This window comes from Caldimonas mangrovi (assembly GCF_023721835.1).
GTDB classification, from domain to species: domain Bacteria; phylum Pseudomonadota; class Gammaproteobacteria; order Burkholderiales; family Burkholderiaceae_C; genus Caldimonas; species Caldimonas mangrovi.
Genome location: NZ_JAMKFE010000015.1, coordinates 82,911 through 108,672 on the forward strand (window position 1 = coordinate 82,911; position 25,762 = coordinate 108,672).

General features: G+C 68.8%; 27 protein-coding genes and 1 riboswitch. Of the genes, 14 read left to right on the plus strand and 13 right to left on the minus strand.

Annotation, left to right across the window (positions count from 1 at the left end; genetic code table 11):
• Positions 1-56: 56 nt before the first annotated feature.
• The 3 genes from M8A51_RS20785 to M8A51_RS20795 form a co-directional block, all read right to left on the minus strand.
• A complete protein-coding gene (locus M8A51_RS20785; RefSeq protein WP_251780450.1) occupies positions 57-1,346 on the minus strand; it encodes a response regulator in 1,290 nt (429 codons plus the stop codon).
• A gap of 34 nt (positions 1,347-1,380) precedes the next feature.
• The gene (locus M8A51_RS20790) at positions 1,381-2,040 is read right to left on the minus strand and encodes a phosphoribosyltransferase (RefSeq protein ID WP_251780451.1); all 660 of its coding nucleotides are present in this window, start codon (positions 2,038-2,040) and stop codon (positions 1,381-1,383) included.
• 80 nt (positions 2,041-2,120) lie between these two features.
• Positions 2,121-2,363 (minus strand): hypothetical protein, encoded by a 243-nt coding sequence (locus M8A51_RS20795; protein ID WP_251780452.1) that lies wholly within the window; start codon positions 2,361-2,363, stop codon positions 2,121-2,123.
• A 352-nt stretch (positions 2,364-2,715) separates the two neighbouring features.
• Between M8A51_RS20795 and M8A51_RS20800 the strand changes: the two genes are divergently transcribed.
• The 5 genes from M8A51_RS20800 (at position 2,716) to flhC (ending at position 6,558) form a co-directional block, all read left to right on the plus strand.
• Positions 2,716-4,623, plus strand: a complete 1,908-nt coding sequence (locus M8A51_RS20800) for a serine/threonine protein kinase (protein WP_251780453.1) — start codon at positions 2,716-2,718, stop codon at positions 4,621-4,623.
• A gap of 75 nt (positions 4,624-4,698) precedes the next feature.
• Positions 4,699-5,091, plus strand: coding sequence for a TraR/DksA family transcriptional regulator (locus M8A51_RS20805; RefSeq protein WP_251780454.1), 393 nt, complete (start codon positions 4,699-4,701; stop codon positions 5,089-5,091).
• Between the two features lie 159 nt (positions 5,092-5,250).
• On the plus strand, positions 5,251-5,433 hold the full coding sequence (locus M8A51_RS20810; RefSeq protein ID WP_251780455.1) for a hypothetical protein: 183 nt from the start codon (positions 5,251-5,253) through the stop codon (positions 5,431-5,433).
• Positions 5,434-5,650: 217 nt separating this feature from the next.
• Positions 5,651-5,980, plus strand: a complete 330-nt coding sequence (flhD, locus tag M8A51_RS20815) for a flagellar transcriptional regulator FlhD (RefSeq protein ID WP_251780512.1) — start codon at positions 5,651-5,653, stop codon at positions 5,978-5,980.
• Positions 5,981-6,021: 41 nt separating this feature from the next.
• Positions 6,022-6,558, plus strand: a complete 537-nt coding sequence (gene flhC, locus M8A51_RS20820; protein WP_251780456.1) for a flagellar transcriptional regulator FlhC — start codon at positions 6,022-6,024, stop codon at positions 6,556-6,558.
• Positions 6,559-6,667: 109 nt separating this feature from the next.
• Here the strand turns inward: flhC and M8A51_RS20825 are convergent, their stop codons facing one another.
• Positions 6,668-7,141 carry a hypothetical protein gene (locus M8A51_RS20825; protein WP_251780457.1) on the minus strand — a complete coding sequence of 158 codons (474 nt, stop codon included), beginning with the start codon at positions 7,139-7,141 and terminating at the stop codon, positions 6,668-6,670.
• A 101-nt stretch (positions 7,142-7,242) separates the two neighbouring features.
• Here M8A51_RS20825 and M8A51_RS20830 point away from each other — a divergent pair, with 101 nt between their 5' ends.
• The gene (locus M8A51_RS20830; protein WP_251780458.1) at positions 7,243-7,665 is read left to right on the plus strand and encodes a four-helix bundle copper-binding protein; all 423 of its coding nucleotides are present in this window, start codon (positions 7,243-7,245) and stop codon (positions 7,663-7,665) included.
• Positions 7,666-7,709: 44 nt separating this feature from the next.
• Here the strand turns inward: M8A51_RS20830 and M8A51_RS20835 are convergent, their stop codons facing one another.
• On the minus strand, positions 7,710-7,955 hold the full coding sequence (locus M8A51_RS20835) for a hypothetical protein (protein ID WP_251780459.1): 246 nt from the start codon (positions 7,953-7,955) through the stop codon (positions 7,710-7,712).
• Between the two features lie 8 nt (positions 7,956-7,963).
• Positions 7,964-9,394, minus strand: coding sequence for a S8 family peptidase (locus M8A51_RS26610; protein ID WP_251780460.1), 1,431 nt, complete (start codon positions 9,392-9,394; stop codon positions 7,964-7,966).
• A 253-nt stretch (positions 9,395-9,647) separates the two neighbouring features.
• On the opposite strand from M8A51_RS26610, the gene M8A51_RS20845 reads away from it, so the two are divergent.
• The 4 genes from M8A51_RS20845 to M8A51_RS20860 all read left to right on the plus strand — a co-directional run bounded on the left by M8A51_RS20845 (position 9,648) and on the right by M8A51_RS20860 (position 13,174).
• Entirely contained in the window at positions 9,648-10,145 is a 498-nt protein-coding gene (locus M8A51_RS20845; protein ID WP_251780461.1) for a CBS domain-containing protein, read from the plus strand.
• Positions 10,146-10,341: 196 nt separating this feature from the next.
• Positions 10,342-11,400 (plus strand): L-histidine N(alpha)-methyltransferase, encoded by a 1,059-nt coding sequence (egtD, locus tag M8A51_RS20850; protein ID WP_251780462.1) that lies wholly within the window; start codon positions 10,342-10,344, stop codon positions 11,398-11,400.
• Entirely contained in the window at positions 11,397-12,737 is a 1,341-nt protein-coding gene (gene egtB / locus M8A51_RS20855) for an ergothioneine biosynthesis protein EgtB (RefSeq protein ID WP_251780463.1), read from the plus strand. Before egtD ends, egtB begins: the two co-directional genes overlap by 4 nt.
• The gene (locus M8A51_RS20860; protein WP_251780464.1) at positions 12,734-13,174 is read left to right on the plus strand and encodes a GFA family protein; all 441 of its coding nucleotides are present in this window, start codon (positions 12,734-12,736) and stop codon (positions 13,172-13,174) included. Before egtB ends, M8A51_RS20860 begins: the two co-directional genes overlap by 4 nt.
• A gap of 19 nt (positions 13,175-13,193) precedes the next feature.
• On the opposite strand, the gene bioB is transcribed toward M8A51_RS20860, so the two are convergent.
• The 7 genes from bioB to M8A51_RS20895 form a co-directional block, all read right to left on the minus strand.
• Positions 13,194-14,195: a biotin synthase BioB gene (gene bioB / locus M8A51_RS20865; RefSeq protein WP_251780465.1), complete on the minus strand. Its 1,002-nt coding sequence runs from the start codon at positions 14,193-14,195 to the stop codon at positions 13,194-13,196.
• A gap of 57 nt (positions 14,196-14,252) precedes the next feature.
• A complete protein-coding gene (gene thiD / locus M8A51_RS20870; protein WP_251780466.1) occupies positions 14,253-15,824 on the minus strand; it encodes a bifunctional hydroxymethylpyrimidine kinase/phosphomethylpyrimidine kinase in 1,572 nt (523 codons plus the stop codon).
• Between the two features lie 31 nt (positions 15,825-15,855).
• Entirely contained in the window at positions 15,856-16,647 is a 792-nt protein-coding gene (locus M8A51_RS20875) for a thiazole synthase (RefSeq protein ID WP_251780467.1), read from the minus strand.
• 1 nt (position 16,648) lies between these two features.
• Entirely contained in the window at positions 16,649-16,897 is a 249-nt protein-coding gene (thiS, locus tag M8A51_RS20880; protein WP_251780468.1) for a sulfur carrier protein ThiS, read from the minus strand.
• Positions 16,894-17,961, minus strand: coding sequence for an FAD-dependent oxidoreductase (locus M8A51_RS20885; RefSeq protein WP_251780513.1), 1,068 nt, complete (start codon positions 17,959-17,961; stop codon positions 16,894-16,896). Before M8A51_RS20885 ends, thiS begins: the two co-directional genes overlap by 4 nt.
• 32 nt (positions 17,962-17,993) lie before the next feature.
• A complete protein-coding gene (gene thiC / locus M8A51_RS20890; RefSeq protein ID WP_251780469.1) occupies positions 17,994-19,880 on the minus strand; it encodes a phosphomethylpyrimidine synthase ThiC in 1,887 nt (628 codons plus the stop codon).
• Between the two features lie 81 nt (positions 19,881-19,961).
• A riboswitch (TPP riboswitch) is annotated at positions 19,962-20,065 on the minus strand.
• Positions 20,066-20,136: 71 nt separating this feature from the next.
• Positions 20,137-20,601, minus strand: coding sequence for a hypothetical protein (locus M8A51_RS20895; protein WP_251780470.1), 465 nt, complete (start codon positions 20,599-20,601; stop codon positions 20,137-20,139).
• Between the two features lie 232 nt (positions 20,602-20,833).
• Between M8A51_RS20895 and M8A51_RS20900 the strand changes: the two genes are divergently transcribed.
• From M8A51_RS20900 to M8A51_RS20915, 4 genes are read left to right on the plus strand one after another with little or no spacing between them, the layout of a single operon-like run.
• Complete coding sequence (locus M8A51_RS20900; protein WP_251780471.1) at positions 20,834-22,993, plus strand: VTT domain-containing protein; 2,160 nt, start codon at positions 20,834-20,836, stop codon at positions 22,991-22,993.
• Positions 22,990-23,697 (plus strand): endonuclease/exonuclease/phosphatase family protein, encoded by a 708-nt coding sequence (locus tag M8A51_RS20905; RefSeq protein ID WP_251780472.1) that lies wholly within the window; start codon positions 22,990-22,992, stop codon positions 23,695-23,697. Before M8A51_RS20900 ends, M8A51_RS20905 begins: the two co-directional genes overlap by 4 nt.
• A 43-nt stretch (positions 23,698-23,740) precedes the next feature.
• A complete protein-coding gene (locus M8A51_RS20910; protein ID WP_251780473.1) occupies positions 23,741-25,162 on the plus strand; it encodes a sensor histidine kinase in 1,422 nt (473 codons plus the stop codon).
• Complete coding sequence (locus tag M8A51_RS20915) at positions 25,152-25,745, plus strand: hypothetical protein (protein ID WP_251780474.1); 594 nt, start codon at positions 25,152-25,154, stop codon at positions 25,743-25,745. The genes M8A51_RS20910 and M8A51_RS20915 overlap by 11 nt, the downstream gene beginning before the upstream one ends.
• Positions 25,746-25,762 lie beyond the last annotated feature (17 nt).

Below are 25,762 nucleotides of genomic sequence, written 5' to 3' on the forward strand. Positions count from 1 at the left end.
TAACTGCGTCAGCGCATGCGCCTATCCCATGGATATGGGACCGGAACCTCGCCGATTCAGCGTCCGACGGTAGTCGCGTCGATGGCGTGCCGCAGCTGCGCCGCGTCAAATGGCTTGCCGACCACGGCGTGCGCGCCGGCTGCAAGCGCCGCGTCGCGCAGGCCGGTACTCGTGCACGCAGCGATCAAGGGCGATTCGGGCAGGCTGCCGTCGAGCTGGCGCTGGCGCAAGGCGCGCAGGGCCGCGAGCCCGCGGCCGTCGGGCTGCAGGTCGATCAACACGGCGCGCGGTGCAAAACGCTCGCAGTGCGCGGCAGCTTCGTCGAAGGTACTGGCCAGCGCCACCTCATAACCGTGCGCGTGCAGCATTGCGCTCGCCAGCGCCTGCTCGACCGGGTTTTCGAGGGCCAGCAACAGATGCTGTCGGGCCTTCATCGACAAGGGACCGGGCTGTGTCCTGCCCGAAGGCAGCGGCGCGCGCTCGGCCACACCGCGCGTCAACTCGAGCAGATCCGACAAGCCGAGCGGCAGTGCGCAGGCCGGCAACACCATTTCGTTGCCACGCGGCCCGCCGGGCAGGCACGCCTGCATCACCGCCGTGCCCAGCGGCACCCGCTGCGCGAGTTGCTCGAGTTCGGCGAGTGCTGCCGCCTCGTCCGCCAGACCAAGCACCAGCAGAGGCGGAGCGAACTCGCACGAGCGATCGTCCAGATGGGCGAGCGCATCGCCCGGCGACGCGAACTGCGTCGTGTGCCATCCGAGTCGCTGCAGACGCCGGGCAAGCGTTTCCCCATGTGCACAGCGCGCCGGCGGCGCGATCACCCAGGCCCGGGCGCCACGTGCGTCGGCCCAGGCTCCGGCCGACGCCGTCCATGGCATGCGGGTCTCCAGGCGCACGACGGCTCCCGCGTCGGCGAAGCTCAGCACGGCAATCTGAGCCGCCGTCGCGGCGCTGTGCGAACTGAGCATTTGAACGCCGCCGGACCCCTGCACCGGCGGCGCCGTCCAGGGCACCCCTTCCATTTCACCCAGCGCGGACCATTCGCGCAGGAACTCCGGCATCGGCGCGCTCAACGCGATCTGCACGACGATGTCGCAGGCTCCGTCCTGGCCGGCGGTGACCTGCGCCCCACAAAACACATGGCCACCACGCGCGAGGTGTATGGCCCGCGCAAGCACCGCCGATACCAGCGCCGCGAAGCGCTCTTCCGAGCCACGCACCAGCGCATGCAGGCCTTCGTGGTCATAGAGGAAGACGAGGCCGCGAGCGCAGCAGGCTTCGAGACCGCTGCGAGCCAGTTGAGCGAGCAGCTCACTCAGGTCGAAGTCAGCGGGCGGTACAGCCATGTCCCGTCTCGGCAAGGGACGTTCCCGGACCGGCTCATCTTTCTGCGCTTCTTGCTGCACGGATCAGCTCGACCACCTCGCCATCTTCCAGTTGCTCGAAGCGCCGGTAGTACGGGCTGACCGCCTCGAAGTGCTCGGGGGTGGACAGGCATGCGACGTCGTCCGCCTCGCCACGCAAGGCTTCGAGGCTCTCGCGCGCCGCCACCGGAACGGCGAGCACCAGACGCCGCACGCGGCGCCTTCTGAGTGCTCGCAACGCCGCGCGGGCAGTGGTGCCTGTCGCCAGGCCATCGTCGACCACCACGACGTCGCGCCCGGATGGGTCCACCGGTGCTTCGGCGCCAAGGTAGGCTGCGCGGCGACGCTCGATCTCGGCCAGCGCATATGGCAGCTGTGCTTCCACATGCGCGCGTCCACAGCCGACGGCCCGCAGCGCATGGTCGTCCACCACCAACTCCGGCGGCGAGCCGTCGACGACCGCTGCCACCGCCAGTTCGGGTTGCCACGGTGCGCCGATCTTGCGCACCAGCAACAACTCGAGCGGGGCTTGCAGCTCCCTGGCAACTTCGGCCCCCACCGGCACGCCGCCGCGCGGCAGCGCGATCACCAGAGGGTCGTGAAGCGACAACGCTTTCACCCGGGCGGCAAGCAACCGTCCGGCATGAGCGCGATCGTCGAAGAGTGGTGGGGCCATGGCAGCCGAAACGCCCCAGTATCGGTCTCTCGCGGCGGCGCCGGACCTGCGACCCCCTCCCTCAGCAGGGGCAAGTACCGTCAGCCCAGGCCGAGCGGCCCCTCGCGCCCGATGTGGTGCGGTGGCAGCGGGTGGATGCGCGGCTGGGTGTCCTGAAAATCGGCGTGACGCTGGAGCCCGGTGCGCGGTCGATGCTGCAGGATGGACGGGCCGGTGGCCAAGTGCCGGTGCAACGGCGATCGCCGTCGGCGTGCCAGCGGGACCAGTACACGGCCGACCCAGTGCAGCAGAGCAAGGGTATCGCGAACGGCAGCGAAAGGCATGACGGCACCTTTGAAGCTCGGCCCCCGGACGCGCAGGGCGCGGCAGCGAGGAAGAATCGAGAGCATCACACAAAGACCATGTCCGGTTCTTGACAGGCTCGCGCGGTCGTTGGTTCAGAGCAACGGCGTGCCGATGAAAACCGTGGCGGCCGGCCGGCACCCCGTCGCTTCGGCTGCCCTTGCACGGCGCGCGCACGGTTCGCCGAAAGTCAAGCCCGCCCGCGATGCCCCTGACCAGGGTCACCCTTCGCAACGGTTTCAAGCTGGTCTTTCGTCTATAAACGGGCAAAATGACCTGCTGAGCGATGGCTCAGTTCTTGCGGCGCCTCCGGGCTCCGAACTGGCCCGATCGATGAACCACCCTCGTCCACCCGCGCCCCCGGAGAGCTTCGATCCGGGGTTCGAACCCACACAGACACTGGCACCCAGCCATGACGCACTCCCGGCCGGGACCCGGCTGGCGGAGTACGAGGTCGAGCGGGTGCTCGGCGAAGGCGGCTTCGGCATCGTCTACCTCGCAGCCGACCACGGGCTGCAGCGTCACGTGGCGATCAAGGAATACCTCCCCGCCGCACTGGCTGCCCGCGGTGCTCGCGCCTCCGTCACCCTGCGCGCCACGTCGCACAATGACACCTTCAAGCTCGGCCTGCGCTCGTTCGTCAACGAGGCGCGGCTGCTGGCCCGCTTCGACCACCCTTCGCTGGTGCGTGTGTACCGCTTCTGGGAAGCAAACGGCACCGCCTATATGGTGATGCCCTATTACGAAGGCACGACGCTGGCGGCCGCCCGCATGGCCATGACGCAGCCTCCGGACGAAACCTGGTTGCGCAACCTGCTGCTGTCGCTCATGGGCGCCCTGGAGGTCCTGCACGCCAGTTCGTGCTACCACCGCGACATCGCTCCCGACAATATCCTGCTGCTGCCCGACGGGCGGCCGGTATTGCTCGATTTCGGTGCGGCTCGCCGTGTGATCGGCGACCGTACGCAGACGTTGACAGCCATCCTCAAGCCCGCTTTCGCACCGATCGAGCAGTACGCCGAGGCCGGGCATCTGCAGCAGGGCCCCTGGACCGATCTGTACGCCCTCGGCGCGGTGATGTACTACCTGATCAGCGGCCGCTCGCCGCTGCCGTCGACGGTGCGAGCCGTCGACGATCAACTCAAGCCGCTGGCCGAGGTGGCCGAATCGCTGCGCAACACCTTCCCTGACTTGCGCTACAGCGCGTCTTTCCTGTCGGTGATCGAATGGGCGCTGTCGGTGCGCCCCAAGGACCGGCCGCAAACGGTGGCCCAGCTGCGCGACGCATTGAGCCAGCCAGGTTGGTCGCGTCCGGTGTCGGCACCGGCCGCTTCGTTCGCCCCCGCACCCGCGCCCATACCTGCATCCGCACCCGCGGAGTCCCCCTTCTTCGCGGCCATCCCGCCGCTCGGGCCTTCCCCGGCGCCCACGGCCGTGCCGCCCGCTGCGACGGCTGCCACGCCGGTTCCGCCGCCGGCCCCTGCGCCGTCTCCCGCCGCGGCTCCTTCCGTCGCCGCGCCGCCCACACTGTCCGACGAGGTCCCTTCGGACGCTGCGGTCATGGCCGCCCTGAACGCTGCGCTCGGCTCGATCCCGCCCAGCCGGCCCGACCCCGCGTGGGGCACCATGCGGCCGGACGACGACGACGTGCAGCAGCGCACGCGCGCGGGCCGCGGCGCCGGTGCGCGGTGGGGCGCCGCGCTCGCGGTGCTGGCTGCACTGGGCCTGGGCGCCTGGCAATGGCAGGAACACCGCACCGCCGAAGAGTTGCTGCGCCGGCTGGCCAACACTTCGCTTGGCAGCGACGAAACGCCGCCGCAGCAGGCCACCGCGGTGCCTCCGGCGGTCGCCGCACCGCCTGCACGAGAGCCGGCGCCAGTTCCGACAGCGCCCGAGCCTCCACCCGTTGCCGAAACGGCACCGGCTCCACGCGAGCCCGTGGTCGCAGCCTCTCCCGCTCCCGAGGCCGCTCCGGTGTCTGCGCGCGGTGAGTCAGAAGACGTCAGCCCCCCTGAAGACGAACAGATCCAGGCCCAGCCGCCCGCCGCAGGACCGGCGCCTGCTGCGGCCGAGCCGGCGGTCAAGGTCGCCGCACCGCAGATTGCCAGCAACCCGCGGGCAGCCTGCGGGTCGCGTACCAACTTCTCGCTGTACTACTGCATGCAGTCGCAGTGCAGGCAGGGCCACTTCTTCAATCATCCGCAGTGCATCCGGCTGCGCGAGCACGACGAGGTCGAATGAACGGTCCTGCGCGTAGCGTAGGCGCCGGAATTGCTGACTGACATCGCCACCCCAGACCCTCGTCGAAAGGAAACGATGTCCCATTTGTCCGATCAGCAGTTGCAGACACTGCGCCGTCTGCTCGACCGACGCGAGGCCGATCTGCAGGCCGAGGTACGCAGTGCGCGCGAGGCAGCGGAGCAGCAGGCCATCGGTCAGGCCGGAGTGGTCGGCGACCACGGCGACAACGCGACGGATCACCTGCAGAACGGCATCCGCCACATCGAGATGTCGCGTGACATCGAGGAACTCGACCAGATCGAAGCGGCGCGCCGCCGCATCCAGGAAGGCAGCTACGGCGAGTGCATCGACTGCGCCCAGCCGATCGGCGAGCGCAGGCTGCTGGCCCAGCCTACCGCCTCGCGCTGCGCGCCCTGCCAGGAGCGCTACGAGCGCCAACATCCGCACACCCTGCGCGATCCCGGTTGACTCCGGTACCGCGGGCGCGGCACAAATTCTCGGAGCCCGCGGCTGCCTGCGGCGGCACGGCCCTTCTTCGCCGTGGCGACCGATACCATCGCTCGAGCCCCAGGCAGCGCAGTGTCCTGCGCCGGCCCGCGCGGGCGTTTTGCGAGCAAGACGGATCAGATGTTCGGAGAGATCACAGGCTGGCTGGTGGCCTTCAAATACCCAGCCGGGGACGCCGCCCCTCATTGGCTCGAAATTCTCGACGCCGAGCGCGAGAGTGCGGTGCAGACGGCCTGCGCACTGGCCGCAGAGCGCTGGCCGGAGGCGGCGGTCTTCAAGATCGTCCCCGTGATGGATTTCTGATTCGGCGTACTTGAGCGGAAAGTGAAACGGCTTTCGGGCAGTTTTGTAGGAATTTGCCTGACAAGCCCCCTCAGTTCGCGGCGACGCGCCGAACAGAAGCGGGCTGATGGGCCGTTCGAAAGGGGTTGGTCAGAATTGGTTTCACGGTGCAAGCAAAAGCAAACACCAGAAACCGGGCCAGTTCCGCGAACAGCGGGGACAAGAAGGAGCCAAGAAGATGACCACCACCGCCGACCAGATCCTCACCGAAATCCGCGAAGCCAATCTGTCGTACCTGATGCTGGCGCAGAATCTGATCCGCTCCGACCGCGAAGAAGCGCTGTTCCGCCTGGGCATCAGTGAAGACACCGCGGACATGCTGGCGATGCTGACTCCGGCCCAGATGATGAAGATCGCCTCCGGCAACACGCTGCTGTGCCGCTTCCGCTTCGATGACGAACTGGTCTGGGGCCTGCTGACGAACCACGGCAAGACGGCGGCCAATGACGGCACCTCGCGACTGCACGCGTCCATCGTGCTGGCCGGCCGCCATCAAGAAGCGGCCTGACCGCCCCCGGATCATCGACACCCCTCGCGAAAGCCCGCCCCATGCGCAACAAGAGCATCCTCACCGAAGCCAGGCAGATCGAGCGTGCGGTCACCCTGATCCAGCTCGGTGCCCGCCTGCAGGTGCTGGAGTCCGAGACCGACCTGTCGTACGAACGACTGCTGCGGCTGTACAAGGAAGTCTCCGGCAAGTCGCCGTCGAAGGGGCAGCTGCCGTTTTCCACCGACTGGTTCATGACCTGGCAGCCGAACATCCATGCCAGCCTGTTCCTGAACATCCACGAATACCTGAACAAGGTGGCCGAGCTCGACGAGATCGACACCATCATCAAGGCCTACCGGCTGTACCTGGAGCAGACGCAGGCGCAGTCGCTGGAGCCGCTGTTGTCGGTCACCCGCGCGTGGCGCCTGGTGAAGTTCATCGACAACGGCATGCTGTCGATGACCCAATGCAGCAAATGCGGCGGGCACTTCGTGACCCACCCGCACGAGATCGCGCGGCACTATGTGTGCGGCATGTGCAATCCGCCGGCGCGCGCCGGCAAGGGCAAGGCAAGCGGTGGCTTGCACATCCATTGATTTCTGGTGCGATTGTCAGACGTTCGTTGGTGATATAGCCTCCTCCTGAGAGCACAGCTCGCTGTGCATTCATACGGGCCCTCCGGGGCCCGTTTTCTTTGGCGGCAGCTCAGCGGCCGGTGCGTCTCAGCAGCCAGGCGCCCGTCACCAGCCCGGCGGCGAGCCCACCGTACACCAGCCACAGGCTGCGGCCGGACAACCGCCGCTCGAAGCCCGGCGTCAGGCGCCGCGGCACCAGGCACAGGTCGACGACGGCCGCCGCCGCGGTCGCCTTCACCGCGCTGCGCACGACCGCATCGAAGTGATCCTGCCGACGTTCACGTCCGAGCAGCCGCTCGAACAGCACGCCCCAGAACACTGCCGAGCCGGCATGCAGCAAGGTGCCGGTCAAAGTGTGCCGCACGGTCGGGCGGTCGACATGCAGCGATTCGTCGCCCCACACGATATGGCTGGTCGCGTTGAGCGGTGCCACCGCACTGCGCGTGTCGTGCCGCCCTCGCCAAGCCAGCACGGCGGCCGACAGCACGCCAGCGGTACCACCGGAGACGAGGGAATCTTTCATCGATACGGACCAGGTCTTCATGTCGCCTCGCTTGCAGGAAGTTCGTGCTGCCTGCGCGGCAAGCCCCATTCCTGCAGGTACGTCGCTTGCCGCCCAGGCTAGGCAACCCGAGGAGTCCCGACGTGACCGGTATTGCCAACGACCCCGCCGTCAAGCAGTGCATCGACGACTGCCTGCAATGCCGCACCATCTGCCTGGCGATGGCCATGGGTCATTGTCTGGAGCAAGGCGGTGCGCACGCCGAACGCGAACACCTGAGCCTGATGCTCAACTGCGCCGAGATGTGCGGTACCGCCGGCCACTTCATGCTGGCGGAGTCGACGCTGCACGCGGAGGTTTGCGCACTTTGTGCAAAAGTCTGCGGCGCCTGCGCGCAAAGCTGCCGGCAGTTGGGCGGCATGGAAGACTGCGTGGACGCCTGCGAGCGCTGCGCCAAGAGTTGCGCACGGGTGGCTGGGGTCGATGGCCCGCCCACGCATGGCACCGACCGCCTGCCGACCACCGGGGTCTCCGGCGGCCCGCCGCGCCAAGGCGCCTACGGCTAGCCGAACAGAATGCGGAAAAGTGCGGCGAGGCGTGCCGCGAGTCGTCAGGCCGCCTTGCGGCGAGGCGGCGCGGGCTTGCGCACGCTGCGCGTCTCGGCGGTGTAGGACCATCCGGGCAGCAGCCGGGAGATGCGCTTGATCTGAGGCAATTCGGCATCGACGATCAATGTGCCGGTGCCGGCCGCGACCACTTTGGCTCCTTCGGCGCGGGTGGCTGCGGCCGCCTCTTCGGGGCCGACCTGCGGGCCGCTGGGGGCAGCCCCCCCGCAATAAAGGACAAAGCGCTTCATGGGCAGGATTATCGCGCCAGACCCTTGCCCTGCATAGTCGCAGGGAAGCCCAGGTCTTCGGCGCGCCGCGCGGCCAGTTCCAGAATCGCCTCCGAGCGCCGCGCATCCCGGGGTGAATTCAACACCTCCGGCGTGCTCGCCAGGACGCGAGCGAGCACGCCGGCGGCCACCGGGCTGGCCATCGAGGTGCCGTCCATCACGCCGTAGCGGTCGCGGTGGATGGTCGAGATGATGCCGACGCCCGGCGCCGCCTGCCGGATCTGGGGCCCGCGGTTGGAAAAACGCGCGACGAAGCTGTCATGTTTGCCGGGCGGCTGGGTCAGGTGGCGCTGCTGCGCGGCCCCCTTCGGCCATGCACCCTTGATACCGACGGCCGCCACGGCCAGTGACAGCGGGTCGTTGGCCGGGAAACTGACCGGCCCGCCTTCGTTGCCCGCCGCGACGACACAAACTGCCCCGCTCAGCCGTGCGAACTGGATCGCCTCGGAGATCGCCGGGTCGCTGTCGCCCCCGCCCAGGCTCATGTTGAGAATGTCGCAGCCGTCGAGCACCGCTTGGCGGATCGCCTCGCGGATCGCGGCATTCGAGGCCCCACCTTCGCCGCGCTCGAACACCCGGTAGGCGTGCAGGCGAACCTGTGCCGCCTCCCCGCTGACGCCCTGCCCGGTCGCTCCATGGCCCCCGATGACACCGGCGACGTGCGTTCCGTGGCCGTCTTCGTCGTGCCACTGGTCGACCGGCTCCACCAGCGTCGTGTTGCGCCCGATCGCAACGCGCAGATCGGCGTGCGGCCCGACGCCCGTGTCGATCACGGCCACCTTCACGCCCCCGCCTTCGTCGCCTTTCGGCGCCTCGTACAGCACGCGCCGGGCATCGGCAAAGCCCAGTTCGAGGGCCGGCAGCGCGATCGCCATGCCCGCCTGCAACGGCAAGTTGCGCCACTCGCGCGCCCATGCACCGTGCAGCGGGTAGGCGGCCACGATCGGTGCCTGGCGCAGCGTGGCCGGCAGCCGCAGACGCACTTCGCCGCGCGCATTGCTGGTGCCCTCGACACCGGTGCCGGTCGCGACGTCGGTCAGCACCACCACCACGCAGTCCGGCAGCGGCTTCGCATGCTGCCCCTCGCCGGCCGTGACACGCAGCGTCAGGGTCTGGGGAGGCTCCGCGGCCTTCACGGCCGGCTTGCGCAACGCGCGCAGCCGGGGGGCCCTGGCCGGCAGGTAGCGGCGCTCGGGCACGACACGCAGCCCTGGCATGCCGGCCTGCAGCAGCGCGGCTTCGTTCGGGGTCAGCGCAACCACCTTGGTACCGTCGCTCGCAGCCGACGCGATCACGCGCAGCGTGACGCCGGCCACCGTTTCCATGCCGTCCTGCGGCCGCGGCATCAGCTGGCGCAGCCACTGCTGCGTGCTGTTCGAGGTGAAGATGCCGCCTGCCACGAAGCCTGCTGCCGGCAGCAGCAGAAACCGCGACGTGTGCGGACGCGAGTGCGAAGTCGCGGGATGCGAAGGGGGATGCAATGGGCCTCCTGTTCGTTGTGATTGCACACGCGGTGCGAGGCGCTGATTCTGGACGCAACGCGGCGGCGCTGTCACCGGCGGCGCTGAAACGCGTGTATCGGGTATGCCGCTTGCAGCAAGCGAGCAAGGCCTGCATGCGTGGGTCCCGGTCGTTTTCAAGGAGTCCGTCAAGATGCAACAACAGATCTCTGAAGTCATGACGCGCGACGTGCGCGTGGTCTCGCCCGACGACACGCTGCAGGCTGCAGCGCAGGTGATGGACGAGTTGAACGTCGGCGCGGTGCCTGTCTGCACGGGCCAGCGGCTCGTCGGCATGATCACCGACCGCGACATCACGGTGCGCGCGGTCGCCAGCGGCCTCCCGGCCGACGGCACCGCCGTGAAGGACGTGATGACCGAGCAGGTGCGCTGGTGTTTCGAAGACCAGGACGTCGACGAAGTAATGCAGCAAATGAGCGACGTGCAGATCCGCCGCGTGCCTGTCGTCGACCGCGACAAGCATCTGGTCGGCATCGTCTCATTGGGCGACCTGGCAACCAGGCACGGAGCAGACGTCGAGGACACGCTGGAACGCATCTCCTCACCGTCCGAGCCGGACCGATCGACCACCGGGACGAGCGACGGCGGCGCGGCGAAACCGGCTCGCAAAGGTTCGCGCACCGCGCACTGAGCACCCCGGACATTCATTGCCGTCACCTGCCGCCAACGCGCCGCGAAGCAAGCGCTGATGCGGCCGGGCGCTCTCGACGGGTGGCTTCGCGCCACCTGTCGCGAGGCGCCGCGGGCTTGCACGAGCGCCCGGCAGGCGTTACCGTGCCTGCAGCCGTCGCCCGTACGGCTGCAGGCCCGCGCAACAAAGGACCCCAATGAAACCGCCGCCCCCGCATCACGTACCGGCCCCCGCCTCGGCTCTTGCACACTCCCTCGACCCCGAACTGAACTTCCGCGGCGAGCCCGCCCCGTGGGGGCCGCCGAGCATCGTCGTCGACGCCGTGGAGGACCGTGCCTCGCAGCTCGCCGCGCTGCGCGCCGGCTTGTTCGAGCACCCGGCACAGATTTCCCCCAAGTTCTTCTACGACGCGCAAGGCTGCGCGCTGTACAGCGCGATCTGCGAGTTGCAGGAGTACTACCCGACACGGACCGAGGCAGCCATCTTTGATCGCTACCGCGGCGCCATCGCGCGGCGGCTGCCGCGCGGTGCTCAATGGGTCGATCTGGGCTGCGGCGACGGAGCCAAGTCTTGGCCGTGGCTCGAGCCGGTGGGCGCGCGCCGCTGGCTGGGGGTCGACATCTCCCCGCAGTGGTTGCGCATCTCGCTCGACGCCGGCACCGGGCGCTTCCCGGACGTCGAGTTCGTCGGCGTCGCCACCGACTTCACCAAGCCGTTGCGGCTGCAACGCGTGCTGAGGCGCTCGCCGGCCCCTGCCGTGTTCTTCTATCCCGGCTCGTCGATCGGCAACTTCACGCCGGCCGAAGCACTGGTGCTGTTGCGGTCCGTGCGCGAGCATCTCGGCGCCGACGGTCGCCTGCTGATCGGCGTCGACGGCGTCAAGGAACGCCACGTGCTGGAGGCAGCGTACGACGATGCGCTGGGCGTCACGGCTGCCTTCAACCTGAACGTGCTGCGCGTCGTCAACCGCGAGCTGGGCGCCGACTTCGACCCGCGCCGCTTCGCGCACCGGGCGGTCTTCAACCCGCATGCCGGCCGCATCGAGATGCACCTCGTGTCCCGCGAGGCTCAGACGGTACGCATCGGCCACGACGAACGGCACTTCGACGATGGCGAGGCTGTCGTGACGGAGTACTCGTACAAGTACACGGCGCAGAGCTTCTCGGCATTGCTGCGCGATGCGGGCTTCGGTGCATTGCAGCACTGGAGCGACGATCGCGAGTGGTTCCACGTTTTCGTCGCTGCACCGGCATGAGCGCCGTCCGGACGCCCGACGGGGCGAACGCCTTGCTCGAGGAACCCGGCCGCGGACCCGTGTCGGCGCAGTCGCGCATCCCCACGTCGCTGTTTGCCGCGTTCCAGGCGGTGCGCCGGCAGACCGACGCCCTGGTCGAGGGACTGTCCGCCGAGGACTGCCTGCTGCAGTCGATGCCGGATGCCAGTCCCGTCAAATGGCATCTCGCGCACACCACATGGTTCTTCGAGACCTTCGTGTTGGAGCGCGCGGTACCGGGTTATCGCAGCGTCGATCCGGCTTATCGGCAGTTGTTCAACTCATATTACGTCGGTGTCGGCGAGCGTCATCCGCGCCCTGAGCGCGGCATGCTGTCCCGCCCTTCTCTCGATGAGGTGCTGGCGTATCGCCGCCGTATAGAGCAGCAGGTGGGTGCGGTGCTGCACCGCCCAGACCTGTCTCCCGACATGGCGGCACTGGTCGAACTCGGGCTGCACCACGAGCAACAGCATCAGGAACTGATCCTGACCGACCTGAAGCACCACTTCTCGCGCAATCCGGTCGCACCGGTTTATCGTCCGCGCACGCCGACGCCTCACGGGTCCCGTCCTCCACTGCAGCACGTCGCGTTCGACGGCGGGCTCACCGAGATCGGCCACAGCGATAAGAGCTTCTGCTTCGACAACGAACTCCCGTCACACCGTGTCTGGCTCGAACCCTACTCGCTGGCCTCGCGCCTGGTTACCAACGCCGAGTACCTCGAGTTCATCGACGACGGCGGGTATGCGCGGCCCGAACTGTGGTTGTCGGACGGCTGGGACGCCCGGGAACGTGGGGAGTGGCTGGCGCCCCTGTACTGGCAGCCTCCCGAGCAGCCGACGAGTCCGTGGCAGGTCTTCACGCTGCATGGGCGCTGCACGGTCGATCCCGACGAACCGGTCTGCCATGTCAGCTACTACGAAGCTGAAGCGTATGCCCGCTGGGCTGGCGCCCGGCTGCCGACCGAAGCCGAATGGGAAACCGCTGCGCGCTCGCTGGCCCCTCATACGCCCTGCGGCGCGTTGCTCGAAGACGGCTGCTTTCACCCTCGACCTGCGGTGCGCAGCGGCAGCGCCGGCCTGGCGCAGATGTTCGGCGACGTCTGGGAATGGACGCAAAGCGCCTACCTGCCCTACCCGGGGTTCCGCCCGGCCGAGGGCGCGGTCGGCGAATACAACGGCAAGTTCATGATCAACCAGATGGTGCTGCGCGGCGGCTCGTGTGCGACACCGATTTCCCATCTCCGCAGCAGTTATCGCAACTTCTTTCCGCCGCAAGCGCGCTGGCAGTTCAGCGGCATCCGGTTGGTTTTGTCGTGAACCGAAATGACAGCGGCAACGTGAGGACGGGCGGGTGCTACTGCGGCCAGGTGCGCGTCAGCTTCGATGGCGCGCCGCAGAATGTCGTGCACTGCCACTGCGGACAGTGCCGGCGCCTCGGCGGCGGCGCCTTCACGACCTGGGCCAGCGTGCGCCACGACGCATTGACCCTCGAGGGTGCGGGCCATCTGCTGGCCTTCGAGGCCACCCCCAACATCACGCGCCGGTTTTGCCGGCATTGCGGTACGCACGTCTACACGGACGACCGCCGCCTGCCCGGGATCGCCGGCATTCCCGCCGGCGTGCTGGCCCCGGGCGCCGTCATCACGCCGGAGGGGCACTACTACTTCGACGACCGAGTGCCCTGGCACCGTGTGGGCGACGAGCTGCCGCGTCACGGCGGCGACAGCGGTTTCGAGCCGTTGCCGATGCCTTAGGCGTGCCCGCGCCCGAGGGTCAGACGGCCCGCAGTCCCAGCTTGCCGAACAGGCGCTGGTCCCGCTCCCAGTCCGGGTTGCCGGTGGTCAGCAGCTTGTCGCCATAGAAGATCGAGTTGGCGCCGGCCATGAAGCACAGCGCCTGCACCGCTTCGCTCATTTGCTGCCGCCCGGCCGACAGCCGCACGCGGGCGGTGGGCATCGTGATGCGCGCGACCGCGATGGTGCGCACGAACTCGAGCGGGTCGAGCGGGTCGAGCCCGTGCAGCGGCGTGCCCTCGACCTGCACCAGGTGGTTGATCGGCACCGACTCGGGATACGGGTCGAGGTTGGCGAGCTGCGCGACCAGCCCGGCGCGCTCGCGGCGCGACTCGCCCATGCCGACGATACCGCCGCTGCACACATGCATGCCGGCGGCACGTACATGCTCCAGCGTGTCGAGCCGGTCCTGGTAGTCGCGCGTCGTGATGATGCGGCCGTAGGCTTCCGGCTCCGTATCGAGGTTGTGGTTGTAGTAGTCGAGGCCGGCGTCCTTCAGCGTGCGGGCCTGCGTGTCGGTCAGCATGCCCAGCGTGCAGCAGGCTTCCAGCCCGAGGTCCTTCACCGTGCGCACCAGTTCGGCGACCTTCTCGATGTCGCGGTCCTTCGGCGCACGCCACGCGGCGCCCATGCAGAAGCGCGACGCACCCTGCTCGCGCGCAGCCGCCGCGGCCGCTTTCACGGCATCCACGTCCATCAGCTTGTCGGCCTCGACACCGGTGTCGTAGTGCACCGACTGCGGGCAGTAGGCGCAGTCCTCCGGGCATCCGCCGGTCTTGATCGACAGCAGCGTCGACAGCTGCACCTCGTTCGCGGCGAAGTGCTGCCGGTGCACGGTCTGTGCTTCGAACAGCAGATCGGCAAAGGGCTGGTCGAACAGGGCCTGGACCGCGTCGACCGGCCAGCGCTGCCCAGCGGTCTCCGGCGTCGGTGCACGGCGCACGATCTGGACCGGCTGCTCAGTGACGGTGGCGTTCGTCATCGATGTCTCGTTAGCGAAAGAAGGCCGAAGTGTATCGGGCGGGTGGTTCGCGGCGCTTTACATCCAGGGCACCGGGCCTGGCAGCGTGCTGCGGGGCAGCTCCGGCGGCGCGAACGCAGGCGCCTTCCGCCCCGCTTCGATGGCCGCCTGCAAGCGACCGATCGCCTGCTCAGGCTCCGCAGCCTGCACGATGCCGCGCAGCACGGCAATGCCGCCCGCACCGCAACGCGTGGCTTCCAGGCTGCGCGCCTCGTCCATGCCGGCGATCGCCACCACCGGCTCGCGCAGCACCCGGCACCAATAGGCGAGATTGCCGGCGCCTTGCGGCCGCCAGGGCATTTCCTTCGTGGTGGTCGCGTGGATCGGGCCGCAGGCGATGTAGCTCGGCGCATGGGCATGCGCGCGGCACACCTCCCAGTAGCTGTGGGTGCTGAGCCCCAGGCGCAGCCCGGCGTCGCGGATGGCGCCGAGGGCTGCGCTGTCGAGCGTCTGCAAGTCCTCCTGGCCCAGGTGGACGCCGTAGGCGCCATGCTCGAGGGCCAGCTGCCAGTAATCGTTGATGAACAACTGCGCCTGCACGGCGCGAGCGGCCTGCACGCTGCGTCGCACCTCGCGCGACAGCAGCTCGTGCGGCGCTTGCTTGATGCGCAACTGCACCGTGCGCACACCGGCCGAGAGCACCCGCTCCACCCAGTCGGCGCTGTCCACCACCGGGTACAGGCCCATGCGAGCATCGACGAGCGGCGCAAAACCGCTCACGTCCGGGCCACCGGGCGATGCCTGCCATGCGGGTAACATCTCGGACTGCCACCCGAAGCCGCTGCGGGGACGCACCGGCCCGGCACCTCGTCCGGCCGGGTAGCCGTGCTGCAACGCCACGGTGGTCGCCATCTTCGCCAGCACCACCGCATCGGCCTCGCAGAAGCCGAGCGCCAGGGCCGCCGCCGCGGACGACGCATACACGCAGCCGGTGCCGTGCGTGTGCGGTGTCGGCACGCGCGATAGCGACAACCAGCCTTGCGCCTGCGGAGTGTCGGCGAAGTCGAGCGAGACCGGACTGCCGGCATCGCCGCCCGTGATGGCCACGGCACCCGTTCCCGAAGCGCGCAGCCTCGCTGCCGCTTGCGGCACCTCGTCCGTCTGCAAAGGCGTCGTCAGACCCAGCAGCCATGCCGCTTCGTCCCGGTTCGGCGTGATCAGCGTGGCGCGCGGCAACAGCTCGGCCACGAAGGCCTGTCGCAACGTCTCGGCCGCGAAGCTGGCGCCGCTGCTCGCGCGCCGCACCGGGTCGACCACCAGGGCCACGGGCCGGTGCTGCCGCAGGCGGTCGATCCAGCGCGCCACGCAGTGCAGGTTCTCGACACTGCCGAGCAAGCCGGTCTTGACGACCTGCGGCGGCAGGTCAGCCGCGAGGGCCGCGAGTTGCGCATCCAGCATCTCGGGCGAGACGGCGTCGATGCGCTCGACCGCCACGGAGTTCTGCGCCGTCAATGCTGCGATCGCCGTGCACCCGTGCACGTCCAAGGCCTCGAACGCCTTCAGGTCGGCCTGTATGCCAGCGCCCGCGCCGCTGTCGGAGCCGGCCACGCTCCAGACCAGGCTCCGGCGCTTGTCGTCCTGCCGGCTCATCCAGCGCTCCTGCGGGCGCCCTTGGAGCGCGTCATACCTCGAACGGCCGGCCGGTGACGGGCGTGGAGGCGACCGCCATGTCCTGGGGTGCCAGCAAACCGGACCGATGGCCCAGGCGGCCCGCTTCGATCGCGTGGCGGAACGCTCGCGCCATGCCGACCGGGTCAGTCGCCTGTGCGACGGCGGAATTCAACAGCACGCCGTCGTAGCCCAGCTCCATCGCCTGCGCCGCATGCGACGGCGCGCCGATGCCCGCGTCGACGATCAAGGTCACGTCCGGAAGCCGTGCCCGCAGCGTGCGCAGCGCCCAGGGGTTCAACAGGCCCTGCCCGGAGCCGATCGGCGCGCCCCAGGGCATCAGGATGCGGCAGCCGACGTCGAGCAGCCGTTGGCAAGTGACCAGATCGTCGGTGCAGTAGGGAAACACCTCGAACCCGTCCTTGACCAGTTGTTCGGCCGCCTCGACGAGCCCGAACGGATCGGGCTGCAAGGTGTGCTCGTCGCCGACCACCTCGAGCTTGATCCAGTGCGTGTCCAGCAGCTCGCGCGCCATCTGCGCCAGCGTGACCGCCTCGCGCGAGGTGCGGCAGCCGGCGGTGTTGGGCAGCAGCCGGGCCCCACAGCCCTTGATGATCTCGATGAAGCCGTTGTCGCCCGCGCCGGACGACAGCTGGCGCTTCAAGCCCAGCGTCACCACCTGTGCGCCGGAGGCCTCGACGGCCTCGCGCAGCACCTGCGGCGACGGATAGCCGGCGGTGCCGAGCAGAAAGCGGCTGTGCAGTGCAACGCCTGCCAGTTGAAAGTCGGAGGTCGTACGGCTCATCTCATCCTCCCACGATGGGTTCGAAACAGCTCACCTGGTCGCCGGACTGCAGCACGCAACCAGCCCGCGCTGCACGCCCGACGAAGTTGCCGTTGACGGCGGTGGCTACCGAGGTTGGCGGATGCCCCAGCCGCTCCAGCAGCGCCGCCAGCGTCGTCCCGCGGGCGACATGCCGCTGCGCGCCATTGACGTTGATCGCCACCGCGCCAGGCTGCTGCGGGGAGACGTAGGCATCGGTGTAGGCGTTCATGCCACGACTTTCTGCGGCCGCAGCGTGCCGACGTCCGGCATCTGCGACAGCGCCTCCTCGACCATGGCCGGCGCGATCAGCCAACCGTGCCGGAACAGGCCGTTGATGCGAGTAAGGCCTGCCTGTATTTCGATCACCGGCAGGTTGTCGGGCAAGGCCGGCCGCAGGTTGGACTCCATGTGCACGATACGGGCCTCGGCCAGTTCCGGGATCACGCTGTGCGCAGCACTCAGCAATGCGAGCGTCGTGCGCACCGAGACCGGCGAGCGGTCTTCCGACTCGACCTCGCTGGCGCCGACCACCACCTGGTCGCCGGGCCGCGGCACGATGTAGACGCGCCAGCGCGGGTGCAGCAGCCGTGCCGGTCGCCCGAGCCGCACGCCGGGCACGTGCAGCCAGAACACCTCGCCGCGCACGCCGCGCACCGGCAAGTCGGGCCGCGCGCCGAGGCCGCGCACGTCGAACACCCAGTCGAAGCGACGTGTACCGCCGGCTTCGACGATTCCGGGGCCGAGCCGTTCGACACTTCGGCCCCAGTGCCACTGCACGCCTTGCCGCGTGGCGCCTTCTGCCAGCGCGAGCATGGCCTGCACCGTGTGGATCTGGCCTTCCTGTTCGAGCAGCCATGCGTGTGCCGGGCCGTGGATCGACGGCTCCATCTGGCGCAGGTCCTGCAGCGGCAGGTTGCGCGGGAAGTGCTCGCCGGGTGCCTTGGCGCGCAGCACATCGAGCAGGCGCTGTGCGGCACCGACGTCGGGCCGGTGCGCCAGCAACAGGCTGCCGTTGCGGCGGAAGTCGACAGGGCCGGGCAGGCGGGCCACGATGTCCTGCCACAGGTCGAGCGAGCGCAAGCCGTACTGCGCCACCTTCGCATCGGCACATTCCAGCTCGGCCAGCGGGCTCAGCATGCCGGCCGCCGTCCAGCCCGCCGCGTAAGCGGTGCCCGGTGCGCGGCTCATGCCGTCGGGCGACGGGTCGAACACGCTCACCTGATGTCCACGGGCCGACAACTGCCACGCCAGCAGGCGGCCGAGCAGCCCGGCGCCGGCGACCCCGACATGCATGCGTTTCATCGTGCCGATCTTTCCGTGCGGCTTCAGCCTTGCGGCTGGATCGGGATGTAGATCTCGCCGCCGGCGCGCTTGAACTCGTCGGACTTGGACTGCAGCCCCTGCTCCAGGGCCGCCTGCTCGCTGACGCCCTGCTGCGCCGCGAATTCGCGCACTTCCTGCGTGATCTTCATCGAACAGAACTTCGGCCCGCACATCGAACAGAAGTGCGCCACCTTGCTCGACTCCTTGGGCAGCGTCTCGTCATGGAAGTCGCGTGCGGTGTCCGGGTCGAGCGAGAGGTTGAACTGATCGTGCCAGCGGAATTCGAACCGCGCGTTCGACAGCGCATCGTCTCGCGCCCGCGCTCCCGGGTGGCCCTTCGCGATGTCGGCCGCATGCGCGGCGATCTTGTAGGCGATGATGCCCTGCTTCACGTCGTCGCGGTCAGGCAGGCCCAGGTGTTCCTTCGGCGTCACATAGCACAGCATCGCGGTGCCGAACCAGCCGATCATTGCTGCGCCGATGGCCGAGGCGATGTGGTCGTAGCCCGGTGCGATGTCGATCGTCAGCGGGCCCAGCGTATAGAACGGCGCCTCGTGGCAGTGTTTGAGCTGCTCGTCCATGTTGGCCTGGATCATGTGCATCGGCACGTGGCCCGGGCCTTCGATCATGACCTGCACGTCGTGTTTCCAGGCCACCTGAGTCAGCTCGCCCAGCGTGCGCAGCTCGGCGAACTGGGCCTCGTCGTTCGCATCGGCGCCGGAGCCCGGGCGCAGCCCATCGCCCAGCGAGAAGCTCACGTCGTAGGCCTTCATGATCTCGCAGATCTCTTCGAAGTGCGTGTAGAGGAAGTTCTCCTTGTGATGCGCGATGCACCACTTCGCGAGGATGGAGCCCCCGCGCGAGACGATGCCGGTGCGGCGCTTGGCCGTCATCGGGATGTAGGGCAGCCGCACGCCGGCGTGGATGGTGAAGTAGTCGACGCCCTGCTCGGCCTGCTCGATCAGCGTGTCGCGGAAGATCTCCCAGGTCAGGTCCTCGGCAATGCCGCCGACCTTCTCCAGCGCCTGGTAGATCGGCACGGTCCCGATCGGCACCGGGGAGTTGCGCACGATCCAGTCGCGCGTGGTGTGGATGTTCTTGCCGGTCGACAGGTCCATCACCGTGTCGGCGCCCCAACGGATCGACCACACCAGTTTCTCGACCTCTTCCTCGATGCTCGACGTCACCGCCGAGTTGCCGATGTTGGCGTTGATCTTGACGAGGAAATTGCGGCCGATCGCCATCGGCTCGATCTCGGGGTGGTTGATGTTGGCCGGGATGATCGCGCGGCCGCGGGCCACCTCCTCACGCACGAACTCTGGCGTGATGATCGCCGGGATCCGGGCACCCATCGGGTTGCCGCGCAGCCGCTCTTCGCGCTCGGCGTCGTTGAGGTAGGGCACCATCCACTCGCGCTTCTGGTTCTCGCGCACGGCGATGTACTCCATCTCCGGGGTGACGATGCCGCGGCGCGCGTAGTGCATCTGCGTGACGTTGGCACCGGCCTTGGCCCGTAGCGGCCGGCGCTGCAGCGCGGCGGCCTCGCGGCGCAGTTCCTCGAGCCGCTGCGCGTCTCTCGCCTCGTGCTTGGCGCCGTCGTCCAGCGCCTGGTGGTTGCGACCGTCGTAACGCTCGACGTCGCCGCGGCCTTCGATCCAGGCGCTGCGCACCCCGGGCAGGCCCCGGCGCACGTCGATCGCAGCGTCGGGGTCGGTGTAGGGGCCCGAGGTGTCGTACAGCGGAATCACTTCGCCGTTGGTCAGCGTCACCTCGCGCATCGGCACCCGGACGTCAGCGTGCTGCTGACCGGCGACATAGATCTTGCGCGAGGCGGGGAACGGCTCGCGCGTCAGCGCCAGCAGTTGGGACAGTTTGTCGGGTGCGTTCATCGTGGGCTCCTTCCGGTGGTGTGTGTGCTCCGGAAAGTGCCCCTGAGAGATGCGCGTCTCTGGAGAGCCAGAGACGGATCGGGGGACAGATTCAGCTCTTCTTCCGCCGGCATGAACCGGATCAAGTTCGCGGGTTCGGCTTTGCAGCCATCTCAGCACAAACGAGTGCACCCCGGAGCGGCTGCAAGTTTAGAAGCCCGGTGCCGGCGGGTCAAGCGAACGTGGAAAGCATGCGCCGCCGCGTCCGCGCCCGGTGTCAGTACGAGCAGTCCCATTCGTCGCATTCGAGACCGTACCGACTGTGCCGGCAGCCGCAGAACGCCAGCAGTTCGGCATAGAAGCGGCCGATCGCGTCGGGGTAGTCGTCGGCCGCTTCCAGCGTGAGCACCAGCTGCCCGTGCCGGCCCGCCGGCAGCGCCGCCGACACCGGCCGCTCCGCCAGCGTCAGCGTCCGCAAGGCCGCCACGAGTTCGCCCGGAAAACGCCAAGGCTCGCGCCGATGGCTACCGTACAAGTCTTCATCGGCGGTCAGACGGAACTCGAAGCCGGCGGCGCCATAAGCGTCCAGCAACCCTTGCCCGATGCCGGCCTGGCGCTCGGCCTGCGCCGGACCGTCGACGCGTTGGCTGTCGTGCAGCGCGGCCAGCAACGGAGCGAGTTTGCCCACGCCAGCGGCGATCTCGGTCAGCTCCGCCTTCACGACGATATGGACTTCCGTCATCCGTTTCCCTCCCTGTGCATGACGAGCACCGCATCGTCGGGGCGCTGCGTGCACGCCGCATTTCAACCGTGCTGCGCCGGTTTCATCTGTGTGCCGCGCCGGCTTGACGGGGGGGCATGTAGTTTTTACCGTTGCCCGAACGCCGCCGCCACGCGAAAGGCTGGTGTGCCGCGGGCTGGCTGATGGCGTCGTTCTTGCTCTCGGCGCTGTGATGCTTCGCTCGCCACCTGCCGTGACCCCTCCGGACCGCTCGCCAGCGTCCGCCGCCGTGCTGCGGCCGGGACACAACTGCTGGCGGCTCGAATCGGCGCGCCGCGTGGCTTTCCTGATCGATGGTCAGGACTACTTCAGCGCGGTCCGTTCCGCGCTCTCGCAGGCGCGGCACTCCATCTACATCCTCGGCTGGGACATCGACAGTCGCATGAAGCTGGTGCCCGAAGCGAACGACGGCCTGCCCGAGCCGCTCGGCGAATTCCTCGATGCGATCGTCGCACGCAAGCATGGCGTGCAGGCGCGGGTGCTGAGCTGGGACTTCGCCATGCTGTTCGCGCTGGAGCGCGAGTGGCTCACCACGTACAAGCTCGACTGGCTGACCCACCGGCACCTGCGCTTTCGCCTTGACGACCGCCACCCGTTCGGCGCCTCGCATCATCAGAAGGTCGTGGTGGTCGACGACACCGTCGCCTTCGTGTCCGGCTTCGACCTGACCCGCTGCCGCTGGGACACGCCCGCTCATGCACCCGACGACCCGCGCCGGGTCGATCCGGACGGCAAGCCGTACGCACCGTTCCACGATGTGGGCGCCGTCGTCGAAGGCGATGTGGCTCGCGCGCTGGGCCAACTCGCACGCGACCGGTGGAGCCGGGCGACCGGTGTCCGCGCCCATCCGCCGCTGCAAACCGCTCACGCCCCGCCGTGGCCTCCCGGCTTGAAACCCGACCTCGAAGACGTGCGAGTCGCGATCGCACGCACCGCGCCCCGCTTCGATGGCCACGAAGCCGTCGAGGAGGTCCGTCACCTGCACCTCGATGCCATCGCGTCGGCGCGTCGCTGGCTCTACCTCGAGAACCAGTACTTCAGCTCGGCCGCGGTCGGCAAGGCCCTGGAGCAGCGGCTGGCCGAGGCTGAAGGCCCGGAGGTCGTGCTCGTCACGCCGCAACGCGAAAGCGGGTGGCTCGAGGAAACGACGATGGGCGTGCTGCGTTCACGGCTGCACCGGCGGCTCGGTGCGGCTGACCGGCACGGTCGCTATCGCCCCTACTGCCCGTCGCTGCCTGCACTGGGCGAGCAGTGCCTGAACGTGCACAGCAAGGTGATGACCGTTGATGATGAGCTGTTGACCGTCGGTTCGGCGAACCTGTCCAACCGCTCGATGGGTTTCGACACCGAGTGCAATCTGGTGATCGAGGCCGCCTGCCAGCGGGACGGCGACTGCGCGCAACGCGTGCGCGGCGCCGTCGCGGCGTTGCGCAACCGGCTGCTTGCCGAACACCTCGCGATCACGCCCGACGTGGTGGCCGCAACGACTCGCGAGCGCGGCAGCCTGGTGGCCGCCATCGAGGCCTTGCGCGGCACCGGGCGTACGCTGCGACCTGCGCATCCCGAGGTGTCGAGCGAGCTGGACGCCCTGGTGCCCGACTCGGCATTGATCGACCCGGAGGCCCCGCTCGACCCGGACCGCTTCGTGGCCGAATTCGTGCCGCCCGAGACGAAGCCGCGCGTCTCCCGCCGGGTGGTGACGATGGCCGCGGCGGCCGCGCTGCTCGGCACGCTGGCCGCGGCATGGCGCCTGACGCCGCTGAACGAGCTGCTCGACCTGGCCACGCTGGCCGCATTGGCCGAACGCCTGCGCGAGCAGCCGATGGCCCCATTGCTGACGCTGCTGGCCTACGTCGTCGGCGGCCTGCTCGTGATGCCGGTGACGGCGCTGATCGCCGTCACCGGCATCGTCTTCGGACCGCTGCTCGGCATCGTCTACGCCGTCGCCGGTGCGCTGTCGAGTGCTGCCGTCACCTACGGCCTCGGCCGCCTGCTCGGGCGCGACGCGGTGCGCCGCTTCGCCGGGCGACGCATCAACCGGCTCAGTCGCCAGCTCGCACGGCGTGGCGTCGTCGCGATGACCGTGCTGCGCATGCTGCCGGTGGCACCGTTCACCGTCGTCAACGTGGTCGCGGGTGCCTCGCAGATCAGCCTGCGCGACTACCTGCTCGGCACCTTGCTCGGCATGGCGCCGGGCATCTGCGCAACGGTGCTGTTCGCCAACGGCATCGTCGACGCGGTGCGCAGCCCCGACCTGGGCAATCTCACTTTCCTCGCGATCGTCGTCGCGGTGGTGGTCGCCGCCTCGCTGCTGCTGCGCCAGCAGCTCTTGGCGCGGCGTGCGGCCCGATGAGCAGCGTGAGGCTCGCCACCTACAACATCCATGGCGGGGTCGGATGCGACGGTCACTTCGTGCCCCGGCGCATCGCCGATGTGCTGGCTGAGCTGCAGGCCGACGTGATCGCACTGCAAGAGGTGGAATCACGTCGCACCGGGTTCGACATGCTGGGCTTCCTCGCCCACGCCACCGGCCTGCACCCCATCGCGGGCCCCACGCTGCTCGATGCGCAGGGCGACTACGGTAACGGCCTGCTCACGCGCCACCCGCCGTTGGCGGTGCGCCGGCTCGACCTGTCATGGCCGCGCCGGGAGCCGCGCGGTGCGATCGATGCCGAATTGCGCGTCGATAGCGCGGCATTGCGTATCGTCGCCACGCACCTGGGCCTGCGGCCGGCCGAGCGGCGCGCGCAGGTCAGGGCGCTGCTCGCCGCCTTCGAGCAAGACCCGGTCATGCCCACGGTGCTGATGGGCGACCTGAACGAGTGGCTGCTGGCGGGCCGGCCGCTGCGATGGCTGCACCGGCACTTCGAGAAAGCGCCGGCACCGGCGAGCTTCCCGTCGCGTTGGCCGATCTTTGCGCTGGACCGCATATGGACCAAGCCGCGCACGCTTTTGCAACAGGTCGCAATTCATGCAACGCCCCTCGCGCGGGTTGCCTCGGACCATCTGCCCGTGGTGGCGACCCTGCGCCTCGACGCTGACGCGGCCCCGGTATAGTCGCCGCCGCGAGCCGCCACACCGCGCGGCACCCTCCTACTCCATGCTCACGCTGCACCGAGCCTCCTTCCGCCAGTTGCTGCTGGTCGCCTTTCTGCTGATCGCCGCCCTGCTCGGTGCAGTGTCGCTGCGCGGGCTGTTCACGCTCGAACGGTTGATGGCGCAGTCGCGCGCCGGGGCTGAACAGGCGGTGCAGCTGGCAGCGCAGGTACAGACCCTGGCAGATCGCAGCGTCGGATTGGAGCGCACCGCGCGGCAGTACGTGGTGCTGGATGACAAGGTGCTGCGTGAGCGTTTCGAGGACGACGCCGAAGCCGCCGAGACGGTGCTGGCCCGCTTGGCTGACAACGGGCTGCCGCCCAAGCTGGCTGACGAGTGGCGCACGCACCTGGCCGGCATCCGCGAGCAGATGCAGGGCCCGCGCGCCACCGCACGCCTGCGCGAGCAGACGCTGAGCCTCGCTTTTCGCGAGCTGGCCGACATCAACACCGCGGTGGCCGACCAGATCCGGCGCGCGAACGAAAAGCGCAACCGCGAACTGCAGGACGAACTCGAGGCCAGCCGGCTCGAACTCGGCCGCCAGGTGCTCGCCGCGATTGCGGTCGCGGTGGTGCTGGCCTTCGGTTTCGGCCTGTGGCTGGCGAGGCCGCTGAAGCGGTTGGAGCGCGCCATCGTCGGTCTGGGTGAAAACCGGCTCGATCAACCGATCGAGATCCAGGGCCCGGCCGACGTGCGCCTGGTCGGGCGGCGACTCGATTGGCTGCGGTTGCGACTGGCGGAACTGGATGCCGACAAGGCCCGTTTTCTGCGGCACATCTCCCACGAGCTGAAAACACCGCTGGCAGCGCTGCGCGAAGGCGTTGCGCTGCTGGAGGACGGTGTCGCCGGAACGCTGACCGACAACCAACGCGAGATCGCACGCATCCTGCACCACAACACCGGCGTGCTGCAACGGCAGATCGAGGACCTGCTACGCTTCAACGCCGCAGCGTTCGAGGCGCGCCGGCTGTTGCGCCGTCGCACTGAACTGCTCGCGCTGCTGCGCCAGCTCGTCGAAGAACAGAAGCTGCAATGGCAGGCCAAGCAACTGCGCGTGGAGCTGAATGGCGAGCCGCTGCACGCCGAAGTCGACCAGGACAAGCTCGGCACGGCGATCGGCAACCTGCTGTCCAACGCGATACGCTTCAGCCCGCCGGGCGCTACCATTCGGTTTTCCTTGACCCGGCACGCCGGCCTCGCCTGCATCGACATCGTCGATGAAGGCCCGGGCGTGTCGCCTGCCGACCGTGCCCGGGTGTTCGAGCCCTTCTACCGCGGTGAACGCCAGCCCGAAGGTGCCGAGCGCGGTACCGGCGTGGGCCTGTCCATCGTGCAGGAGTACGTCGCTGCCCATGGCGGCCGGGTCGAACTGCTGCCGAATGCTCCTGGTGCCCATTTCCGTATCGAGTTGCCTCATGCCGCCTAGGCCCGCCGCACTTTTCTGTTGCCTGCTGTGGATCATCACGGGCTGCGCCCCGTTGCCCGAAGTGACCGAAGTGCGCCAGGTCAAGGTGCCGGTGCGCGTCGACGTGCCCGTGCCGATGATGGACCCGGTCGACCAGGCCAACCGCCATGCCATGCGCTATGCCGAGCGGGTACGCGGCCTGCCGTTGCCGGAACTGCAGCAGGAGATCGTGCGGTTGAACGAAAGCCCGGTGACGCCGAAATCGACACTGGAGCTCGCGTTCGCACTCGGTCAGACGCGCGCACCCGGCGACTTGCAAAAAGCCGTCGGTCTGCTCGAAGGCCTGTTGCGCTCCACCGAGCCCGAGGCCGCCCCCTGGCAACCCATGGCTCGCATGACTCTTGCAAGGTTCTTGGAAATGCGCCGGCTCGAGGAACAGCTCGACAAGCAGAACCAGCAGTTGCGCGACAGCCAGCGCCGCATCGACCAGCTCAACGAGAAGCTCGAGGCACTGAAGGCCATCGAGCGCAGTCTGGCGCCGAGGCCGGTGCCCGCAGCACCGGCCTCGGCACCGGTGCCCGGTACCCGACCCACCCCGCCATGACATCACGCACCAACGAC

Excerpts from the sequence above, each read along its gene's own strand:
- M8A51_RS20785 (WP_251780450.1), bottom strand. The coding sequence starts at position 1,346 with ATGGCTGTACCGCCCGCTGACTTCGACCTGAGTGAGCTGCTCGCTCAA.
- M8A51_RS20790 (WP_251780451.1), bottom strand. The coding sequence starts at position 2,040 with ATGGCCCCACCACTCTTCGACGATCGCGCTCATGCCGGACGGTTGCTT.
- M8A51_RS20795 (WP_251780452.1), bottom strand. The coding sequence starts at position 2,363 with ATGCCTTTCGCTGCCGTTCGCGATACCCTTGCTCTGCTGCACTGGGTC.
- M8A51_RS20800 (WP_251780453.1), top strand. The coding sequence starts at position 2,716 with ATGAACCACCCTCGTCCACCCGCGCCCCCGGAGAGCTTCGATCCGGGG.
- M8A51_RS20805 (WP_251780454.1), top strand. The coding sequence starts at position 4,699 with ATGTCCCATTTGTCCGATCAGCAGTTGCAGACACTGCGCCGTCTGCTC.
- M8A51_RS20810 (WP_251780455.1), top strand. The coding sequence starts at position 5,251 with ATGTTCGGAGAGATCACAGGCTGGCTGGTGGCCTTCAAATACCCAGCC.
- flhD (WP_251780512.1), top strand. The coding sequence starts at position 5,651 with ATGACCACCACCGCCGACCAGATCCTCACCGAAATCCGCGAAGCCAAT.
- flhC (WP_251780456.1), top strand. The coding sequence starts at position 6,022 with ATGCGCAACAAGAGCATCCTCACCGAAGCCAGGCAGATCGAGCGTGCG.
- M8A51_RS20825 (WP_251780457.1), bottom strand. The coding sequence starts at position 7,141 with ATGAAGACCTGGTCCGTATCGATGAAAGATTCCCTCGTCTCCGGTGGT.
- M8A51_RS20835 (WP_251780459.1), bottom strand. The coding sequence starts at position 7,955 with ATGAAGCGCTTTGTCCTTTATTGCGGGGGGGCTGCCCCCAGCGGCCCG.
- M8A51_RS20845 (WP_251780461.1), top strand. The coding sequence starts at position 9,648 with ATGCAACAACAGATCTCTGAAGTCATGACGCGCGACGTGCGCGTGGTC.
- egtD (WP_251780462.1), top strand. The coding sequence starts at position 10,342 with ATGAAACCGCCGCCCCCGCATCACGTACCGGCCCCCGCCTCGGCTCTT.
- egtB (WP_251780463.1), top strand. The coding sequence starts at position 11,397 with ATGAGCGCCGTCCGGACGCCCGACGGGGCGAACGCCTTGCTCGAGGAA.
- bioB (WP_251780465.1), bottom strand. The coding sequence starts at position 14,195 with ATGACGAACGCCACCGTCACTGAGCAGCCGGTCCAGATCGTGCGCCGT.
- thiD (WP_251780466.1), bottom strand. The coding sequence starts at position 15,824 with ATGAGCCGGCAGGACGACAAGCGCCGGAGCCTGGTCTGGAGCGTGGCC.
- M8A51_RS20875 (WP_251780467.1), bottom strand. The coding sequence starts at position 16,647 with ATGAGCCGTACGACCTCCGACTTTCAACTGGCAGGCGTTGCACTGCAC.
- thiS (WP_251780468.1), bottom strand. The coding sequence starts at position 16,897 with ATGAACGCCTACACCGATGCCTACGTCTCCCCGCAGCAGCCTGGCGCG.
- M8A51_RS20885 (WP_251780513.1), bottom strand. The coding sequence starts at position 17,961 with ATGCATGTCGGGGTCGCCGGCGCCGGGCTGCTCGGCCGCCTGCTGGCG.
- thiC (WP_251780469.1), bottom strand. The coding sequence starts at position 19,880 with ATGAACGCACCCGACAAACTGTCCCAACTGCTGGCGCTGACGCGCGAG.
- M8A51_RS20895 (WP_251780470.1), bottom strand. The coding sequence starts at position 20,601 with ATGACGGAAGTCCATATCGTCGTGAAGGCGGAGCTGACCGAGATCGCC.
- M8A51_RS20905 (WP_251780472.1), top strand. The coding sequence starts at position 22,990 with ATGAGCAGCGTGAGGCTCGCCACCTACAACATCCATGGCGGGGTCGGA.
- M8A51_RS20910 (WP_251780473.1), top strand. The coding sequence starts at position 23,741 with ATGCTCACGCTGCACCGAGCCTCCTTCCGCCAGTTGCTGCTGGTCGCC.
- M8A51_RS20915 (WP_251780474.1), top strand. The coding sequence starts at position 25,152 with ATGCCGCCTAGGCCCGCCGCACTTTTCTGTTGCCTGCTGTGGATCATC.